The 18,092-nt window shown below is 58.6% G+C and carries 18 protein-coding genes and 1 pseudogene; 2 read left to right on the forward strand and 17 right to left on the reverse strand.

Going from position 1 to position 18,092, the window contains the following annotated elements:
• Window positions 1-4: 4 nt before the first annotated feature.
• Window positions 5-352, reverse strand: a complete 348-nt coding sequence (locus tag RBH71_RS14055; RefSeq protein ID WP_003514661.1) for an ArsC family reductase — start codon at window positions 350-352, stop codon at window positions 5-7.
• A gap of 211 nt (window positions 353-563) precedes the next feature.
• Between RBH71_RS14055 and RBH71_RS14060 the strand changes: the two genes are divergently transcribed.
• Window positions 564-731, forward strand: coding sequence for a hypothetical protein (locus tag RBH71_RS14060; RefSeq protein WP_003503889.1), 168 nt, complete (start codon window positions 564-566; stop codon window positions 729-731).
• A gap of 60 nt (window positions 732-791) precedes the next feature.
• Here the strand turns inward: RBH71_RS14060 and RBH71_RS14065 are convergent, their stop codons facing one another.
• From RBH71_RS14065 to RBH71_RS14130, 14 genes are all read right to left on the reverse strand, one after another.
• Entirely contained in the window at window positions 792-1,508 is a 717-nt protein-coding gene (locus tag RBH71_RS14065) for a 2'-5' RNA ligase family protein (protein ID WP_003514663.1), read from the reverse strand.
• Window positions 1,509-1,612: 104 nt separating this feature from the next.
• Window positions 1,613-3,190: a glutamine-hydrolyzing GMP synthase gene (gene guaA, locus RBH71_RS14070; RefSeq protein WP_003514664.1), complete on the reverse strand. Its 1,578-nt coding sequence runs from the start codon at window positions 3,188-3,190 to the stop codon at window positions 1,613-1,615.
• A gap of 82 nt (window positions 3,191-3,272) precedes the next feature.
• Window positions 3,273-3,911: a 5'-methylthioadenosine/S-adenosylhomocysteine nucleosidase gene (locus tag RBH71_RS14075; protein ID WP_003514666.1), complete on the reverse strand. Its 639-nt coding sequence runs from the start codon at window positions 3,909-3,911 to the stop codon at window positions 3,273-3,275.
• A complete protein-coding gene (locus RBH71_RS14080; protein WP_003514669.1) occupies window positions 3,908-4,357 on the reverse strand; it encodes a PaaI family thioesterase in 450 nt (149 codons plus the stop codon). The genes RBH71_RS14075 and RBH71_RS14080 overlap by 4 nt, the downstream gene beginning before the upstream one ends.
• Window positions 4,358-4,437: 80 nt before the next feature.
• The gene (locus tag RBH71_RS14085; RefSeq protein WP_003514671.1) at window positions 4,438-4,890 is read right to left on the reverse strand and encodes a TspO/MBR family protein; all 453 of its coding nucleotides are present in this window, start codon (window positions 4,888-4,890) and stop codon (window positions 4,438-4,440) included.
• Window positions 4,891-4,941: 51 nt separating this feature from the next.
• The gene (locus tag RBH71_RS14090; RefSeq protein ID WP_003514674.1) at window positions 4,942-6,036 is read right to left on the reverse strand and encodes a DUF1513 domain-containing protein; all 1,095 of its coding nucleotides are present in this window, start codon (window positions 6,034-6,036) and stop codon (window positions 4,942-4,944) included.
• Between the two features lie 4 nt (window positions 6,037-6,040).
• Window positions 6,041-7,162, reverse strand: coding sequence for an imelysin family protein (locus RBH71_RS14095; protein ID WP_003514676.1), 1,122 nt, complete (start codon window positions 7,160-7,162; stop codon window positions 6,041-6,043).
• The gene (locus RBH71_RS14100; protein WP_003514678.1) at window positions 7,162-8,694 is read right to left on the reverse strand and encodes a di-heme oxidoredictase family protein; all 1,533 of its coding nucleotides are present in this window, start codon (window positions 8,692-8,694) and stop codon (window positions 7,162-7,164) included. The genes RBH71_RS14095 and RBH71_RS14100 overlap by 1 nt, the downstream gene beginning before the upstream one ends.
• Before the next feature lie 41 nt (window positions 8,695-8,735).
• Entirely contained in the window at window positions 8,736-10,013 is a 1,278-nt protein-coding gene (locus tag RBH71_RS14105) for an imelysin family protein (protein ID WP_323687400.1), read from the reverse strand.
• A gap of 155 nt (window positions 10,014-10,168) precedes the next feature.
• A complete protein-coding gene (locus tag RBH71_RS14110; protein WP_003514682.1) occupies window positions 10,169-11,458 on the reverse strand; it encodes an RsmB/NOP family class I SAM-dependent RNA methyltransferase in 1,290 nt (429 codons plus the stop codon).
• Window positions 11,459-11,519: 61 nt separating this feature from the next.
• A complete protein-coding gene (locus RBH71_RS14115) occupies window positions 11,520-11,888 on the reverse strand; it encodes a septal ring lytic transglycosylase RlpA family protein (RefSeq protein ID WP_013635343.1) in 369 nt (122 codons plus the stop codon).
• A gap of 427 nt (window positions 11,889-12,315) precedes the next feature.
• The gene (locus tag RBH71_RS14120; RefSeq protein WP_003514685.1) at window positions 12,316-13,188 is read right to left on the reverse strand and encodes an SDR family oxidoreductase; all 873 of its coding nucleotides are present in this window, start codon (window positions 13,186-13,188) and stop codon (window positions 12,316-12,318) included.
• A gap of 3 nt (window positions 13,189-13,191) precedes the next feature.
• The gene (gene queG, locus RBH71_RS14125) at window positions 13,192-14,343 is read right to left on the reverse strand and encodes a tRNA epoxyqueuosine(34) reductase QueG (protein WP_035252005.1); all 1,152 of its coding nucleotides are present in this window, start codon (window positions 14,341-14,343) and stop codon (window positions 13,192-13,194) included.
• A gap of 79 nt (window positions 14,344-14,422) precedes the next feature.
• Window positions 14,423-15,115: a glutathione S-transferase family protein gene (locus RBH71_RS14130; RefSeq protein WP_003514689.1), complete on the reverse strand. Its 693-nt coding sequence runs from the start codon at window positions 15,113-15,115 to the stop codon at window positions 14,423-14,425.
• Between the two features lie 157 nt (window positions 15,116-15,272).
• Between RBH71_RS14130 and RBH71_RS14135 the strand changes: the two genes are divergently transcribed.
• Complete coding sequence (locus RBH71_RS14135) at window positions 15,273-16,079, forward strand: undecaprenyl-diphosphate phosphatase (RefSeq protein ID WP_003514692.1); 807 nt, start codon at window positions 15,273-15,275, stop codon at window positions 16,077-16,079.
• Window positions 16,080-16,684: 605 nt separating this feature from the next.
• Here RBH71_RS14135 and RBH71_RS14140 read toward each other — a convergent pair.
• Window positions 16,685-17,666, reverse strand: a pseudogene (locus RBH71_RS14140) (complex I NDUFA9 subunit family protein).
• Window positions 17,667-17,787: 121 nt separating this feature from the next.
• Window positions 17,788-18,075 carry a DUF1330 domain-containing protein gene (locus RBH71_RS14145; protein ID WP_111802540.1) on the reverse strand — a complete coding sequence of 96 codons (288 nt, stop codon included), beginning with the start codon at window positions 18,073-18,075 and terminating at the stop codon, window positions 17,788-17,790.
• Window positions 18,076-18,092: the final 17 nt, after the last annotated feature.

The following is an 18,092-nucleotide window of genomic DNA, read 5'->3' on the forward strand; positions in this document are numbered from 1 at the left end:
GCACTCACGCAAAGAGGGACTGATAGGTTTCCGGCTTGAAACCGACGGTTATCGCCTCCTTGGCCTCCAGCACCGGTCGCTTGACCATGGAGGGCTGCTCCAGCATCAGGCCAATGGCCTTTTCGCGCGTAAGATCGGCTTTCTGGCTATCGTCCAGTTTTTTGAAGGTGGTGCCGGCCCGGTTCAGAACCGTTTCCCAGCCCGCGGCATCGCACCATGTTTCGAGATGGGCCTGATCGATGCCGGCCGTCTTGTAGTCATGGAAAGAATAGTCGACACCGTTGGCCTCCAGCCAGCTTCTGGCCTTTTTCATCGTGTCGCAGTTCTTGATGCCGTAAATGGTGACCGTCATGTTGCCTGCCTCTTTGTCTTGAACTTCCGGCATAACAAATAATGCGCCGTATTCAACCCGCAGCCTGAAGCACGGAATTCTAGCCATGCAAAAATGCAGTGTCTGACATCCAAACGAGCGCGAGCAAAGCTGCATGGCTTCCCTGCTACATCATGAGTTGTAGCAGAGGCCAAAAATGCCCATTATCTGGGCATCAAAGATGGAGAGAAAAATGCGTCAGGTTGCAAAGACATCGCGTAACTTCTTTGGCGAAACTTTCGCCGTTCTCGGTGCTGCACTTTCGGTTTCGGCCGCTGTTCGCGCGCATCGCAAGCCGGCCCGCGCCGACCTCGAAGCGCTTGGCATCGACGGCAAGGCTTTCGACAAGGTTCAGCTCTAAGCTGATTATCGTTTGCAGCGAGGCGACATCGCCTCGCTCGTGCGTATATGTTGGCGGGCCTTAGCGTTCCGCCTGCTTTCGATTCGGCCGTTTTCTCGGACCGATCAGTTTATCCGGTAAATGCAGCTGGCTTTCGAGCGGCTCATAACGATCTGCTTTTGCGGAGAGTGCGAAGCGTCCAAGGGACTCATGTCGCGTTTCGCCATTATGGCTGAAAACAAGCTCGAAATTACCCGCAAGCCAGCTATAGGGTTTTCCGGCCGGCATCGGCTCTATCTTCCCGCAGCCATAAATCATCGTGATATGCGGCGTGAAAGATGGTGCCGCGATATAGGGAAGGTTTGCCTGTCGAAGCGCTCGTTGCAGCAGCTTCACCAGAGCGTTGATCTCCGGCAGATCACCACCGTTTCGCAGCACCAGACTATTGCGATTGCCGAAAAGCGCGCTTCCGTCCAGGGTGACCGGAACAGGCCGCGCGTTTACCGCACCCATTGCCGCCTTCAGCCTGCTTGTAAGTCCGTGAGGGATTGTCTCGAAACACCCCAAACACAGCAGGGTTATGTGCAGAAGCTCGGCGGGATATGCCTCGCGGGTTGTCCGACCCATGGCATGATGCGACGCATCGGCAAAAATTCTTTCCGCCAATTGCCGTGGTGGCTTCAGCAGTAGCAGGAGCTTGTTTCGAAAGCGCGGATTGATGCGCCGTATTTTCTGCGGCTCCAGCCCATCAAAACAAAGCTGCTTTAAGGCTCTTTCGTCCGCCAACTCGCACTCCATGACGATGCTCCACAGCCTTATACCAAGGCCGGAAACCTATCATTGCGCGGTGATAAAATAAAGAACAAAAGAAGAACAAAAGGCGGAATTGCTCCGCCTTCGTTTTATTCCCACTCGATCGTGCCGGGCGGCTTGCTCGTCACGTCATAGACGACACGGTTGATGCCACGGACTTCGTTGATGATGCGGGTCGCGGCGCGGCCGAGGAAATTCATGTCGTAGGGGTAGAAATCCGCCGTCATGCCATCCACGGAGGTCACAGCGCGGAGCGCACAGACGAAGTCATAGGTGCGGTAGTCACCCATGACGCCCACGGTCTGCACCGGCAGGAGCACTGCGAAGGCCTGCCAGATGGTGTCGTAAAGACCCGCCTTGCGGATTTCGTCGAGATAGATCGCATCTGCCTTGCGCAGAATATCGAGCTTCTCGCGGGTGACCGCACCGGGGCAACGAATCGCCAGACCCGGGCCGGGGAAGGGATGGCGCCCGATGAAGCTTTCCGGCAAGCCGAGTTCACGGCCAAGTGCACGCACCTCGTCCTTGAAGAGCTCGCGCAGCGGCTCCACCAGCTGCATGTTCATGCGCTCGGGAAGGCCACCGACATTGTGGTGGCTCTTGATGGTGACGGAAGGACCGCCGGAGAAGGAAACGCTCTCGATGACGTCAGGGTAAAGCGTGCCCTGCGCGAGGAAATTCGGAGCACCCTTGCCGTCTGCTGCGATCTTGGCAGCTTCCGCCTCGAAGACCTCGATGAACAAGCGGCCGATAGTCTTGCGCTTCACTTCCGGGTCGGAGACGCCAGAAAGCTGGCCCAGGAACATGTCTGCGGCATCCACATGTACCAGCGGAATATTGTAATGATCGCGGAACATGCCGACGACCTGCTCGCTTTCGCCAAGCCGCATCAGGCCGTGGTCGACGTAAACGCAGGTCAGCTGGTCACCGATCGCCTCATGGATGAGGATCGCCGCAACCGAGGAATCGACGCCGCCGGAGAGTGCGCAGAGCACGCGCCCGGTGCCGACCTGATCGCGGATCTTGCGGATCATCTCGGCGCGATAGGCTGCCATCGTCCAATCGGATTTGAGACCGACGATCTTGTGCACGAAGTTGGAGAGCAGCTTGCCACCATCTGGCGTATGCACCACTTCCGGGTGGAACATGGTGGTGTAATAGTGGCGTGTCTCGTCGGCAGCTATGGCGAAGGGTGCGTTCTCGGAGGTTGCGATAACCTCGAAACCCTCCGGCAGTTTCGTCACGCGGTCGCCGTGGCTCATCCAGACGGGATAGCTCTTGCCCTGTTCCCAGAAACCGTCGAACAGAGGGCTTGCCTTTTTGATGTCGATATCGGCGCGCCCGAATTCCGCCGCGTGACCGCCCTCGACAACGCCGCCGAGCTGGGTGCAGAGCGTCTGCTGGCCGTAGCAGATGCCGAGGATCGGAACCTTGCTGTCGAACACCGCCTGCGGCGCACGCGGGCTGCCTTCCGCCGTTACAGATGCGGGGCCGCCGGAGAAGATCACGCCCTTGGGCTGGAGCTTCTCAAACGCCTCTGCGGCATTCTGAAACGGGTGGATTTCGCAATAGACCCCGGCTTCGCGGATGCGGCGCGCAATCAGCTGCGTCACCTGGCTGCCGAAATCGATGATGAGAATGCTGTCGGGATGGGCTATCTGGGTCATGGCGAGCCTTTAAAGAAAATGGCGGCTTTAGGCAACCCGGAAGCGGGCATCTAACAGCGGAAATTTACTAAAATCGCGAGGTTCAAAGGGTGATCGCACCATCTTCGATAGCGCGGCAAAGCCTGTCGACGGCGTCTGCGAGCTTTTCATCGATGATATGCAGGTATTCCGTCCAGTCGTCCACATGGTTCACATCTTCCTTGCCATCGGAAATACCGCGCAGGCCGATGAGCGGCACGCCGAAGCGCTGGCAGGCCCGGAGCACGGCATAGGTTTCCATTTCCACCATATCGGCATCGATCGACCCATAGGCGGCACCAGAGACGACGTTGGCGCCCGTGGAAAGCCGCGCCTCGGCAATATCGGGTATGCGCAGGGGCAAGGCCACCTCGGCCGGCAGATCGAGAAACGGCGTGCGACCCTTTTCAAAACCGAAGGCCGAGGCATCCATGTCGCGATAGGCAACAGAAATCGCCTGATAGATGCCAGTCTGGTCGAGCGTCCGCGAGCCGGCGGAGCCGAGCGAAACGACAAGGTCAGGCAGATGGTCCGCCGCATCGAGACCGGCAAGAATTGCCGTGACCGAAATCGCTGCCTCGACCGGGCCGACGCCGGTCATCAAGGGCGCGATGCGCGCCTGCAGGTGGGGGCCGTATTCGGCGGAAGCCGCCATCACGAAAAGTATGGATTTGTCTGCAACATGCAAAAGCCGGTAGCTCATCCGGTAATATCCTCGCGGCCCTTTACCACCATCATCGTGCCTGTCATGGAGGCGATGAGCTTCGCCGGCCCGTCGGAAAGGGCGTAAGCGCGGCCATCGGCAACGATCAGGTTGTTGCCCGGCTTGATGATTTCGCCACGAAACAGGAACCGCTCGCCGCGCCCGGGCGACATGAGGTTGACCTTGAACTCGATTGTCAGCAGCGAGGCTTCCGGCTCTATGATCGTATAGGCGGCATAGGTGCAGGCGGTATCCAGGCCCGCGGCAATGACACCGGCATGCAATATGCCGTGCTGCTGTGTCAGCTTTTCATGAAACGGCAGCTCGATTTCCACCAGACGGTGTTCGATGCGGCTTATCTGCGCACCGATTGCCTGCACCACACCCTGCCGCGCAAAGCTTCTTTCTATCCGCTGACGAAAATCGCCGGGATCCGTGATCTCCATTGGCTTACCTGCCTGCTTTTGTCCTCACCGCAAACTGACATGGCGTGTGGCGGCGGGCAAGGCAAGTGCCGCAGGAGCAATTAGTTCAGCACGGCGATGCTGGCATTCAGCAGCGTGGCAAAGGCGACCCAAAGGGCGTAGGGCACGAAAAGCCACATGGAGATGCGGTCGCGACTATAGGTGAGCGCAATGAAAGCCAGAATGCAGATCAGCATAGGCACGATGATGACGAGCGCGCCTGTCGGGCTTTGCATGCCGAAAAAGATGGGCGACCACAGGAAATTCAGCACCAGCTGCGTGAACCAGAGACGCATGCGCGTGCCCGCTGGTCTCACGATCCATGTTCGCGCGCCTGCAATGCCGATCATCACGTAGAGCGTCGTCCAAACCGGGCCGAATATCCAGTTGGGCGGGTTGAAGGGCGGCTTCTGAAGCGACTGGTACCATTCGCCCGGCACGTTGTTGATGCCGATGAGCGCACCCAGCGCAACAACCACAACCACGAAAATGATATACACGGAAAGGTTTTTCATGACGCCTCAAATGCTTTTTGGTCTTTTTTGTTCCGGTGCATTTTCAGTATTTTAGCCTGAAATACGCACGATATGCTGGTCCCACGCCACGTCGCTGCGAATAGCCTCGAAAAATCCGTCATAGGAAGAAACCGCAATGCCCTTTATGGCGGGGGCAACGCCCGCAGCCTCCCGCACGGTCGTCTCGGATACAACACGCCCGGTTTTCGCATCCAGCGTCACGGCCGCGTTGCCATTGGGTGAGGTCAGGCCCACCAGGCCATCGCGCCGGTTGACGGCGATGGCACCGACATAATTGGCAAGGCGCACCGTCGTTTGCTCTGGTAGATCGACGAAGGCAAGGTCCTCGCCCTTCGAGAAATGGCCAACAAGCGGCGGAAGATCGTTGCGTGGTCCCTCATATTGGCAGGCGAACCAGACACGCCCGTCATCGCCGAGATCGACATGGCGGGTGGAAAGCTGTCGCAACTGGTCTGGCATCGTATGTTTCTGGATCAACTGGCCGCTGGCGGCGTCCAGAAGCACGAGCGACGGCTGCATGCTGTCGACATTGAGTTTGGTTCGGCCGAAATCCGGGTGGGTCTCGATGCCGCCATTGGCGATCACGATCAGCCTGCCATCGTCGCTCACGGTCATGTCATGGGTGCCAATGCCGTGGGCGTCGTATTCACCGATGCGGACAAATCCGTTGCGGGCATCGTAAAGCCCGATAACACCGCGATTGCCATCGAAGTCGTTTTCGCTGGCGTAGAGGATCGCACCGTCGGGAGAAAATTGTCCGTGGCCGTAGAAGTGGCGGTTTTCCGGCGTGTGCATCACGACAGGTTCGCGGCGTCGCGCGGGGTCAAAGGCCATGAAGAAGGTGCCGGGCCGGCGCGCAAAGGCCACTGTCATGCCGGTCGCATGGCTCGTTGCCATTCCATGGGCGCGGGCTGGGAGCGCAACACGGTCGATGATCTCGCCGCGTTCGCTCACAGTCGCAATGCCGTAGGAACCGTCATGGGCGCGAAAAGCGGAAGCGAAGACAGCGTCGGCGCGTTCAAGCGCATGCAGCGAGCCGGGAGCGAGCGTCGCAAGGAACGGAATGCCCACCGCCTTGATGAAGCTGCGCCGGTCTATGAGCGTCGGCTTTTTGCCTGATATCACCGCCTCAGTCTCCGTCGGCGAAGGAAAAGCCGGAGCTGAGACCGATTGCGCCGCCATACTGGTCGTTGAGGCGGTAGATCAGGTCTTTGCCGTTCAGCAGCAGGTAATCCACCTTGGCGCGTTGCTGGTCGTCATCAAGCGCCTTTTCCACGTTGGTATCAATCGTTCCGGCAATGCGGATCATCGATTTGGCGATGAAATCGATGGAGTTGACGATGGAGCGCTGGTCGGGTGGCACGAGTTCGACCATATCGGCCGTGTGCAGGAGGGTCTGAACGGCCTTGATGTTTGCGGCAATGCTTTTCCACGTCAGACCGGACCGCCAGTAGATCGCCGTGCGGGGAAACTTCGCCTTGTCCGGCCCCTTGTAGAACGTCTCTATGCGCTGGTCGCGGATTGCTTCGGCGCCGTGTACGAGAATGCCAAGCAGCGCAACCAGCGCCTCACGCTCATCGCGAAAGACGGGATTATCCGCGCCGGGCTGCGTCCAGTTTTTCTGCGCTCCATCAGGTGCGTTCCAGCTGTCGGAAAGCTCCGCCGCCACATTGGCAACGTTGCCGGCAATCGCCGCGCCATAGCGGCAACGGAAATCGCCCTTCTTGTCGAACAGGTCACCCGCTCCGGCGCCATAGAGCACGAATTCCAGCGCGCCGAGGCCCTGCGCTGCGACACTCTTGCCCTTCAGGCTCTCGGCGCTGGTGACGCTTTCGTCCTTTTCCGCAAGGTAACGCTGTACCTGTTTCAGGCCAAGACCCTTCTTGTCTGGGTAATAGAGCACACGTTCGAAGCGGTTGTGCTCGATCACCGGACCGACCCGAACGATCTCGATGGTTGACCAGCTGGAGACCGTATCGGCAAAGGCCGCTTTGGCCGCCTCATCCGTCGTTTTGGAAGGGGCGGCGCAGAACGCCTTCATGCTGCCTTCCAGCTTCTCTGCCGATTGCCGGAAGTGGTCATAGCCGGGACGGATGAAACCGTTCACCGCTTTTTCCATCACGCCCCCGACCTGTACGGCGTCGAGCGGTGGCGGCGGCATCAGCTCCACATCCTGCGCCATTGCGGGCCGCATGCCCAAAAGCAGCAGCACGGAGATGAGACCGGGTATTTTTCGCATGGCATTTTTCATCAAAGGGACTCCAGAAAAGCCAGCAAAGCCTGCCGGTCGGATTTTTGCAAGTCGGCAAAGGCATCGCGCGCTTTTTGCGCTTCGCCGCCGTGCCATAGTATCGCTTCTGTCAGGCTGCGCGCCCGCCCGTCATGCAGGTAGAAGCCGTTGCCATTCACGCTTCGCGTCAGACCGATACCCCAGAGCGGCTGGGTTCGCCATTCCTGCCCGCTTGCTTCGCCCACCTGCTGGCCGTCGGCAAGCTCCTCTCCCATGTCGTGCAGCAGAAAATCCGAGTAGGGCCAGATCAGCTGGAAAGACTGCATGGGGTCGGCAGTGTCACGGCGGGTGACGAATTTCGGTGTATGGCAGGATGTGCAGCCGGATGCGTAAAAAAGCTGCTTTCCCCGCAACACGGTGGGATCACCCACATCGCGGCGCTGCGGCACTGCAAGGTTTTCGGTGTAAAAGGTCACGAGATCGAGAATGGGGTCCGGCGCCTCCACTGGCCCAAGCCGTGGCTGCACGCCGGTCGGCATGGCAAGACAGTCTTTCTGAACGTCGGTGCAATCGCCATAGGCGTTCGGTGTATCCGGCGTGGAAATGCCGATATCGTGGGAGAAGGCGCTGGCGCTCTGGTCGCGGACGCTGGCGTTCTGGGCTTTCCAGCCAAATCTGCCGAGCTTCAGTTCGCCGGTCCGGTGATCCCGTACAAAAGCAGGGCGCCCGGAAATGCCGTCGCCATTTTTGTCATCCGGATCGGCGCCGGCCAGAATATCGGCCTCGGCAATGGCCTCGATCAGCCCAAGCCCAAGGGTTGGCATGGCAATCCGCGCCGACAAAGTCGTATCGACGCCCAGAGGGCCATAGTGTAGGCCTGCCACGGCATAGTCTGGCTTGCGAAGCATCACCACCTCGCCGTCGGCCAGTCGCACGGGCTTTTCGATATAGGTGACGACAGGTTTGCCCTCTGCAGCGAGGCCGGGAATGGCAACGTTCTGAAGCTGCCGGCCATAGGTCTCGTCGGGAAAATTCAACACCTCGTGGCGCGCAATCGCTGCCCGTTCCGCCTCGTTGCGGGCAGGCCGGGCCAGCCGCAGAAACAGGGAGACGGCATCTTCGCCGGCAAGTGGCGGTCGGCCTCTGCCGTCCTTCACATGGCAGGCCTGGCAGGATCGGGCGTTATAGAGCGGCCCCAACCCGTCTGAGGCTTGCGTGGAGGAGGGGGAAGACACCCAGAGCTTCTGGAACAGCGCATTGCCGAGCTTGAAATCCTGTTTTCTCTCAAACGGCATTGTTGCGGATGGATGCGAAAACGCGCCGCTATCGGCTTTATGGGTGCTGGTCGTTGCCCCGCCGGACATGGCCTCGAAGGGCTCCGGCATGGTAAAATCCATCGTCGGCGCGGTGACAGCCTGAACGCGGCTTTGGTCTTTTTCCGTCAGATCGTCACGAAGCGGCGCGGCAAGCACCATCGATGCCACAAGGCAGGCTGCCCCGGCGAAGAAGAACGGCTTGCGGATCCGCGGCAGCGATGACTTCATGGAAAGCATGGGAATGGCGGGCCGCAGCGATCTGCGGCCCGCATTGGCTCTTATTTGAAGACGGCGTTCGGATTATCGAGGCTGGCGGAACCTTCAAGTTCGATCTTGCCGAGATCGAGTGCCGCAATCACGCGTTCGACGGTTTTCGTCTGGTCGAGAAGGCCGTCGATGGCAGCCTGAACCACGGCGTTGCCTTCCTTGTTGCCTTCGCCGATCATCTGGTCGTAGGCCTCGACCGTCTGGGCACGCTTTTCCATGGCATGCATGGCGTCGAGCGTCTTGTTCAGCTTCGCCGTCATCTCGTCGTTCAGCGCCTTGTCCTTGGCGCCGACCAGCTCCGACAGCGAGGCGCCGGTCATCTTCGTTCCATCCACACGGGTATATTCGCCGGTATAGGCAGATGCGATGCCGATGGCGTCGTTAAGATGCGAATTATAGGTATTGTCGGAGAAGCAATCATGCTCCTCTTCCGGATCGTGCAGCAGAAGGCCGAGCTTCATGCGCTCCCCTGCCAGCTCGCCATAGGAAAGAGAGCCCATGCCGGTGAGAATGGCGGTCAGGCCGGCTTTCGGGTCGGCTTCCACTGTCTTGGTGGCTTCGCCTTCCGGCGCCCAGGCGTCCACCATTTCCTGAAGATCCTTGATCAGCAGGGTGGAGGCGGACTTCAGGTAATCGGCGCGGCGGTCGCAATTGCCGTTCGTGCAATTCTTCTTGTCGTAGTCGGTATAGGGGCGGTTGCCCGCACCCGGTCCGGTGCCGTTCAGGTCCTGGCCCCAGAGCAGGAATTCGATGGCGTGGTAACCGGTCGTCACATTGGCTTCGACATCGCCCGCCTCGTGCAGGCTTTCGATCAGTTCGGGGGTGATCTTCGAGGTATCGACATCTTCGCCACTGATCTTGATCTTCGGATTGGCGATGATGTTTGCGACGTAAAGCTCGTTCTCGTCGCTCTCGGTGCCGTAGGAACCGTCGACATAGTCGATCAGGCCTTCATCCAGCGGCCAGGCGTTTACCTTGCCTTCCCAGGCGTCGACGACAGGGTTGCCGAACCGGTAGACTTCCGATTGCTGGTAGGGAACGCGCGCCTTGATCCACGCTTCACGTGCAGCTTTCAGCGTTCCTTCGCTCGGTGTTGCGATCAGCGCGTCGATTGCCTTGTCCAGCGCCTTCGCCGTGGTCAGCGGATCCTCGTATTTCGCATGCGCGACGTCGGCGTAATGCTTGACGACAGCGGCGGCGTCGGTCGCAGCGCGGGCGGGAAGCGCGGTGAAGGTCGCGGATGCGGCCAGAAGCGCGAAAGACGCGCTGAGAATGGTTTTGCGGATCATGATCCCTCTCCTTGGGCAGGCGTGAAATAACTTCACGCTGCGGCAAGCGAGTTCTGACCCAATCGCAAACTTGTGTCAAATATTCTAGTTTAGAATGCTTTGAAACAAGCTACTCGGTATTTTTCGAAGTAAAATCAGCGCGTGCAAAACCTGTTTCACACTTTGCGTTTCATTACGCAGAAGAAGAAACCATCCGTATCTGTAGTTGCAGGCGTCAGCGTCACTGTCTTGCCGTCAGAGGAATGCGGTTTGTTTGCATTGCCGCCAAAAGTCGTCTGCCAGCGATCCAGTGCCGAACCGATATAGAATTGCGGATTTTCTTCGCAGAAGCGCGTGACCTGCTGCTCGTTTTCCTCGGGCAGAACCGAGCAGGTGACATAAAGCAGCTCGCCGCCGGGGCGCACAAAACCCTTGGCCTGCGAAAGGGCCTCGCCCTGCTGCTGTACCCGTTCTTCCAGATTGCGTGTCGTCAGCCGCCATTTGGTGTCGGGCCGCCGGCGCCATGTTCCGGTGCCAGTGCAGGGGGCGTCCACCAGAACGCGATCGAATTTTTCATGAAACGGGACAAGTCCGGCTGCGCGGTCATGAACCTGCACATTGCGCGTGCCGGCTCGTTTCAGCCGCTCGATGATCGGCGCGAGCCGCTTGCGATCGGCGTCGAAGGCGTGAACCTGACCCTTGTTGTTCATGCTGGCGGCCATGGCCAGCGTCTTGCCGCCGCCACCTGCGCAATAATCGAGGATCTGTTCGCCTTCATGCGCGCCGGCAAGATCGGCAACGATCTGTGATCCCTCGTCCTGAACTTCGAACCAGCCTTTCTGGAAGGACAGTTCTGCGGTCACATTCGGCAGGCGGGAAGGGCCTTCGCCGGCGGGGATGCGGACACCCTGACGGGCGATATGCGTTGCTTCCGCACCGCTCTCTTCCAGCGCCTTCAGCACCTTGTCGCGAGTGGCCTTCAGCGTGTTGGCCCGCAGATCAAGCGTCGGGCGCTGGTTCAGCGCCTGCGCCTCGGCAAGCCAGCTGGCTCCAAACGCCGTCTCGAAGGATGCTTGAACCCATTCGGGAATGTCGCCCTGAATATGGGCTGGTGCATCGGCGAGAGAACGGGAGAGAAAGGCTTTCTGCTTTTCTTCATCAGGCGCGGCAGGGGCAAATTTGTCGCCGTCGAATTCCGCCGCAAGTTCCGAAAAGCTCTTGCCCCATTGTCGCAGAAGAACTGCATAACCAAGCGAGGCGGCGCTGTCGTCATCCATCAGCCAGGCGTGTGACAGTTTCATGCGCAGCGCGTCATAGACGATGTTGCCGATCGCGGCCCTGTCACCCGAACCTGCGAAACGATGGGCAAGTCCCCAGTCCTTCAGAGCATCGGCAACAGGACGCCTGCGTCCCTCAATATCCGCCAATACTTCGATTGCTCCGGCCAAACGCCCGCCCAAACGCATTGTCTACCTCATTTTGCTGATTAGCCCGGTTGGTAGACGCGAATGGCGGCAAGGGCAAGGCTCAATCGGCGCTGACGACCTCGTAGCAGACCTTGGCGGTGCCGGAACTGATCATGCCGATGTTTTTGGCAGCGGCCTTGGAAAGATCGAGAACGCGACCCTTGATGAACGGACCGCGGTCATTGATGCGCACCACAACGGCCTTGCCGTTACGGGCATTGGTAACCTTGACCTTGGTGCCGAACCGCAGCGAGCGGTGAGCGGCGGTCATGTTGGCGGCGTTCATACGCTCGCCCGAAGCAGTCTTGGAGCTCAACGCATACCACGATGCCCCTCCACAACCATTTGCCGCATTCGCCTGAAGAGGCGCAATGATGGAACAGGCGGCTATAGTTGCGACGGTGAAAGTTATACGACGGATATTCAACAAACTGTGCTTCCCTGAAAATCGGCCCCGCGCCGATTGATTGTGCCCTTGCTAAACGGCCATTGTCTGGCCTGAACGCGTTTGAATGCGAGATTGTAGGGCGAGGGAAAAATGGCGAAAAAAAGCTGATCTCAAATCACGAAGTGTTACAGGCTGTAACATTCGTGATCGTTAGCCGGAAAGGTGTCGTCGGTGCCTTATTGTTGAAAAGTGGAAAAAATGACGCAGAATCAATGCTCAATGGAAATGCTGTTACAAGTCACGCCTTCGTGAATCGAGTTCACGAAATGTGAGTGAAATATTTTTCTAATGGCTACGATTTTAGCGATTTTTGCATGGTTAATAAAAGCCTAATTGACTGAAAAACCACCAAAACCATCCTCAAAAACGGGTTTGGAAGGATTTTTCATCGCTTTTAAATGGGGAATTTTTAGCCCCGCCAGAGGCCGCTTTCCCACAATTGTGTCAGGGAGATTTTGTACTCCGGGAAGCTGAAATCGAAACCAAGGCCACGTATCCTGGCGTTGGAAACACGCTTGTTCTCGCCGTAAAAGGAGCGTGCCATCGGCGTCAGATCGGCGGTCTCGAATGCCTGTTCGGGAGGCGGCTCAACGCCCATCAACGTGGCGGCGAAGCTCACCACATCCTGCGGCGGAGCGGGTTCATCATCCGTCACATTGAAGACGCCGCGTTCATTTCTCCGCGCCAGAAAGGCGTGGGCCGTACCAATATCCTCAACCCGGATGCGGTTGAACACCTGGTCTTTCTTCACCAGCCTGCGCGCCGTTTCCTTTTCGAAATTCATGAAACTATTGCGTCCGGGGCCGTAAATTCCCGAAAGGCGCAAGATGGCAAGCGGCACCCCCGCTTTTTCAGCAGCCGCAGCCCAGGCGGTTTCGGCAGCAACGCGTTCCACTGACCGGGCGGAAACCGGGCGGCACGGGGTTTCCTCATCCACCCATGCGCCGTCATGGTCGCCATAGACGCCAACGGTGGAAAGATAAGCGATCCATTCAAGCTTGGGCAGAAGCCGTTTCAGGTCGTCGCCCAAAAGCGCAAGCAGTGGATCTCCATCCTTCCCCGGCGCGATGGACTGCACGAGATGGGTGACATTGGCCATTGTGGCGATGAGATCGTCATTAAGATGGGCACCGTCGAACAGGAAGGGTGTCATGCCAGTTGCAGCAAGGCTTGCGAACTTGTCAGTGCTGCGCGTGGTGCCCGATATCGTTGCAGCTTCGGTTTTCAGCGCGTTTGCAATGGCCTTGCCCGAATATCCTGCGCCGAAAATCATCACATGCATGGGTCACGCCTCTGCCAGTTGCCATTCCATTTCCGCCTCTGGATCAGGCTCCGGGGCGCGGCCGGCAGAGTATGCACGGAATTCCTCGCTGTCCATAAGCTGCGACAAAGCCCATGCGGCCATGCCGCGCACCTCCGGTGCCGGGTCTTTTTCGGCGAGAGACTTGCATTGCTGCACGAATTGCTGGTCGCGAGAGTTTCCAGCAGCTATCAGCACGTTGCGGATGAAGCGGTTACGCCCGATGCGCTTGACTGGTGAGCCGCTGAAGAAGCTGCGGAAGGCAGCGTCGTCCAGCGTCAGCAGGAAGGCGATGGAAGGTTCCTTCAAATCCTCGCGCGCCTGCAGCTTCATCTCGGAGGCGCTGGCCGCGAATTTGTTCCAGGGACAGGCGGCAAGGCAATCGTCGCAGCCATAGATGCGGTTGCCTATCATCGGCCGGAACTCGTGCGGGATGACGCCTTTGTGCTCAATGGTGAGGTAGGAGATGCAGCGGCGGGCGTCCAGCTGGTAGGGGGCGGGGAAGGCGGCCGTCGGACAGGCATCGAGACAGGCGCGACAGGAGCCGCAATGGTCCTTCTCTGCCTCATCAAGACAAAGCTCGGCGGTGGTGAACATGCTGCCGAGAAACAGCCAGGAACCATGGGTGCGGCTGACCAGATTGGTGTGTTTGCCCTGCCAGCCGAGACCCGCGGCTGCGGCAAGCGGTTTTTCCATCACCGGCGCAGTGTCAACGAAGACCTTCACGTCCTCGCCGGCGCGCGCGGCAAAACGGGTGGCGATTTCTTTCAGTCGCCCTTTTATGACGTCGTGATAGTCGCGGTTGCGGGCATAGACCGAAATGGCTGCCTTGTCGGCTTTGGAAAGAACGCCGCGAGGATCTTCCTCAGGCCCGTAATTCAGCCCGAACATGACAATGGAGCGCACGTCGCCCCATAGCGTTTTTGGCTCGGCGCGACGGGCCTCGGTCTCCTCCATCCACGCCATCGTGCCATGATAGCCCTTATCCAGAAACTGCCTCAACCGTCCCGGTGCCAGCGGAATGCTGTCCGGCGCGGTGATACGACAGAGATCGAAGCCGAGCGAAAGCGCCTCCTGACGAACGAAGTCCGTCAGTTTGCGAGCGCGTATCCGCTGCTTGTCGCTGGCAACGTCGATGGTCGTTTCTCCTGCGGGTTACTCTGCGACATATATATGCGTAGCTACACGCCGCAGCAAATAACCGGGAGGCCGAAACTTAGAAATCCAGATCGGCGTAGTGGGAGGAGGGGGCAAGGCGCGGAATGCGCTCACTGAGGAACGGCCGGAAGGACGGGCGCGATTTCAGCCGCTGATACCACTCCTTGGCAATGGGCGCTTCAAGCCAGTTGATTTCGCCGAGATAATCCAGCACCGAAACAGAAGCAGCCGCGGCCAGATCGGCATAACTCAATCGGTCGCCGGCGAGCCACGTCCGCGAACCCGCCAGCCATTCCAGATATTTGATGTGCTGACGAACATTGTTACGCGCGGTGCGCAGAAGCTTGGAATCCGGGGGGCCACCACCCTGCGCCGCCGTCATCTGCAATTTATAAACCCGCTCCCGCACCAGCGGTCGGGTCACATCGTTTTCCATCTTCTGCAGGAACCACTCGGTCAAGCGGCGGATTTCCGCCCGCTGAAACGGGTCTTCCGCCAGCAATCGCCGGTCACGCTTCAAAACCCCGTGCGTTTCGTCGAGAAACTCGGCGAGCACGTAGGGACCGCTGAGAGAGCGCATATTGTCATCGAGATAGACCGGCAGGGTGCCCGCCGGATTCAGGGCCAGAAACTCCCGCCTTCTTTCCCACGGCTGCTCCTCCACGAGATCGGTCTGGAACCCGTATTCCGAAAGGATCAGACGAACGAACCGCGATGCGGTCGACATGGGAGAGTGATAGAGAGTTGGCATCGGTACTCAATTTTTACGATTGGTTGTCATGATCGACAATTGACGGAAAACTTTTTCAGTTTCGCTTCATCAAGACGCTATAAGAGCTTGGCTACTTTAAAACAAGTTTAACGCAATTGCTTTCCATTCCCGCTTCCCCCTGAAAAAAGGATACCTCATGGGTGACCAATCGATCATCAGCGCGCTTTTGCTGGGCATTATCGAGGGTCTTACGGAGTTCATTCCCGTTTCCTCAACGGCGCATGTGCTGCTGGCCGGGCATTTTCTCGGCTTCAAATCGCCGGGCAACACCTTTGCCGTTCTCATTCAGCTCGGCGCGATCGTTGCTATCCTTCTTGTTTATTTTCAGAAGCTTGTGTCGATCGCCATGGCGATGCCAACAAGTGCCAAGGCGCGCCGCTTCGTGCTGGCCGTCGCTGTCGCCTTCCTGCCAGCGGCGGTGATCGGCGCTCTGGCGCATGACTTCATCAAGACGGTGCTGTTCGAAACACCTGTCCTCATCTGTATCGTGCTGGTTATCGGCGGCGTCATATTGCTGGCCGTCGACCGGATGCCGCTGAAGCCCAGATATACCGACATCATGGATTATCCGCCGTCGCTTGCCTTCAAGATCGGTCTGTTCCAGTGCCTTGCGATGGTTCCGGGCACCTCCCGGTCCGGCGCCACCATTGTCGGCGCGCTGTTGATGGGCACGGACAAGCGCTCCGCTGCCGAATTCTCGTTTTTCCTGGCGATGCCGACCATGCTCGGCGCGTTTGTGCTCGATCTCTACAAGAACCGAGATGCCCTGAGCTTCGATGACAGTGCGCTGATTGCCGTAGGCTTCATCGCCGCTTTCGTCTCCGGCCTGTTCGTCGTACGCTCGCTGCTAGACTTCGTCTCGCGACGCGGTTTTGCACCCTTTGCCTGGTGGCGCATCGTTATCGGCTCGCTGGGTCTGGCGGCACTTCTGCTCTACCGTTGAGCCGAGCTTTAAAATAGCCGTTCGTTTTTAATACACGGACAAAATAAAAAGCGCCCGGGAGAATCCGGAGGCGCTTTTTATTTGAGACTTGTGAAAGCTGATCAGTTCGTGCTGATCGAAGCCGTTGCGCAAGGGTCGACACCGTAGGCGGGAGCGCAACCGCTCTTGCCCGCTGCAACCGTGCCCGGCGCCATGAAAGAACCCGCCAGAACCACCAAAGCCGCACACGCAAAAAAGAGTGCGATAGATCTGCCCATTTTATTATTGCCTTTCAGACGTTCGTTCGCGCGGATTACGCCGCCGTGTGTGAAGTGAGGGTTCTGGATATGTTAGGAATGTGGCCATTATCAATAAAGCGGCTTGCTGAATACCGGGTTAATGCGAAGTCTTTTCCACAGTTGCGCTTGTGCCACGCTCGGCTGTGGAGCCCACTTGGCCGTTAACTTTTACCCGGCTTTTCAAAACAGCTTCAGTCGATGGTGCACCTCCCCTGCAGTTGAGGGGGAAATGCGCCAATAGCGGTTTGGTTGCGATTGAATTGCGCAAAAACAAAAAGCGGGAATGGCTCCCGCTTTCGTTCAGATCGTTAATGCGCGACGGTAGGTTTATGCTGCTTTTCCGGCGTTCGAGAACTGTCCGTGCGGGCGATAGTGCACCATGTAGGACGGCAGGACGGAAGCAACGCGAACGGGCGTAATGCCGATGCCTTCCAGGGTCAGGCCGTTCTTTTCCGCGTCAGCGGAAACGACATTATCCTTTTTCAGCATGGTCACCTGATCGACAGTCAGCGGCGGCGTAATCAGCGGCACCAGCGAAGCGATTTTGCCGATCATTGAGGCGACGCCGAAAGGCAGGTTGACGAAAGGACGCTGACGGTAGGTTGCGGCAAGAACCGCCTCAAGACAGTCGCGGAACGTCATGACGTCCTGGCCACCCCAGTTCATAGATGGCGCCGGGCTTCAGCTTGCCATCCACGCTGCGGGCAACGGCCTCCGCTACATCTTCGACATAGACCGGCTGGAACTTGGTTTTTCCGCCGCCGATCAGCGGCAGGAACGGCAGGCTGCGGGCCATCTTGGCGAATTTATTGAAGAAGTCGTCTTCCGGTCCAAAGATGATCGAAGGACGCAGGATCACGGCGCCGGGCAGAACGGAATGGATTGCTGCCTCGGCGCGGCCCTTTGTGCGGCCGTAGCCGGTCGACGAATTGGCATCGGCACCGATGGCGGAGATGTGCGTCAGCGTTGCACCGGCGTTGCGGGCTGCTTCGGCAATGGCTTTCGCGCCGAATTCCTGCACGGCGTCAAAGGTGTTGCGGCCGCTTTCGGCCAGAATGCCAACGCAATTGACCACGTGGTCGGCGTCTTCGATGGCTTTGACGATGGAGTCGCGATACCGCAGGTTCGCCTGGGCAAACGAGATCTGGCCGACATTGCCGAGCGGCTGCAGGAAACCAGCAAGATCGGGACGGCGCACGGCCACGCGGATGCGATAACCGCGCTTGGCGAGCATCCGCACGACATGCCGCCCGACGAAACCCGAACCGCCGAAAACGGTGACGAGGGGTGGAAGGTTGGCCAAGGTCATGGGAGGCTCCTCAGAAGCTGTCGATAAAGCGTTTTTCAGTCTCTTAGCCCAAAGCCGTGCGCGCGTGAAGAGACGTTGTCACAAGGCCCGGGACTAGTTTTGGAAATGCGGTTGAAGACCGTCAAATTCCTTCGACGATCATCATCTCCGCGTCGGCGACTTCCTGACGGATTTTGGCCGCCGCCTGGTATTCGGGCGAGTTGTAGCAATCGATCGCGTGCTGCACAGAGGGGAATTCGATGATGACGTTGCGTGCGCGTGCCTTGCCCTCAAGTTCGGTCAACGCACCGCCGCGGGCGAGAAAGTTGGCGCCGAACCGCTCGAAAGCGGGCTTCCCAGTCGACACGTAGTCCTTGTAGCGTTCGTTGTCGCGTACATCGACGCGCGCGATCCAGTAACCCTTTGCCATTTCGTCTCCTCCGATGG

Origin of the sequence: Rhizobium sp. AN68 (assembly GCF_030758035.1) — a bacterium.
Classification (GTDB): domain Bacteria; phylum Pseudomonadota; class Alphaproteobacteria; order Rhizobiales; family Rhizobiaceae; genus Agrobacterium; species Agrobacterium tumefaciens.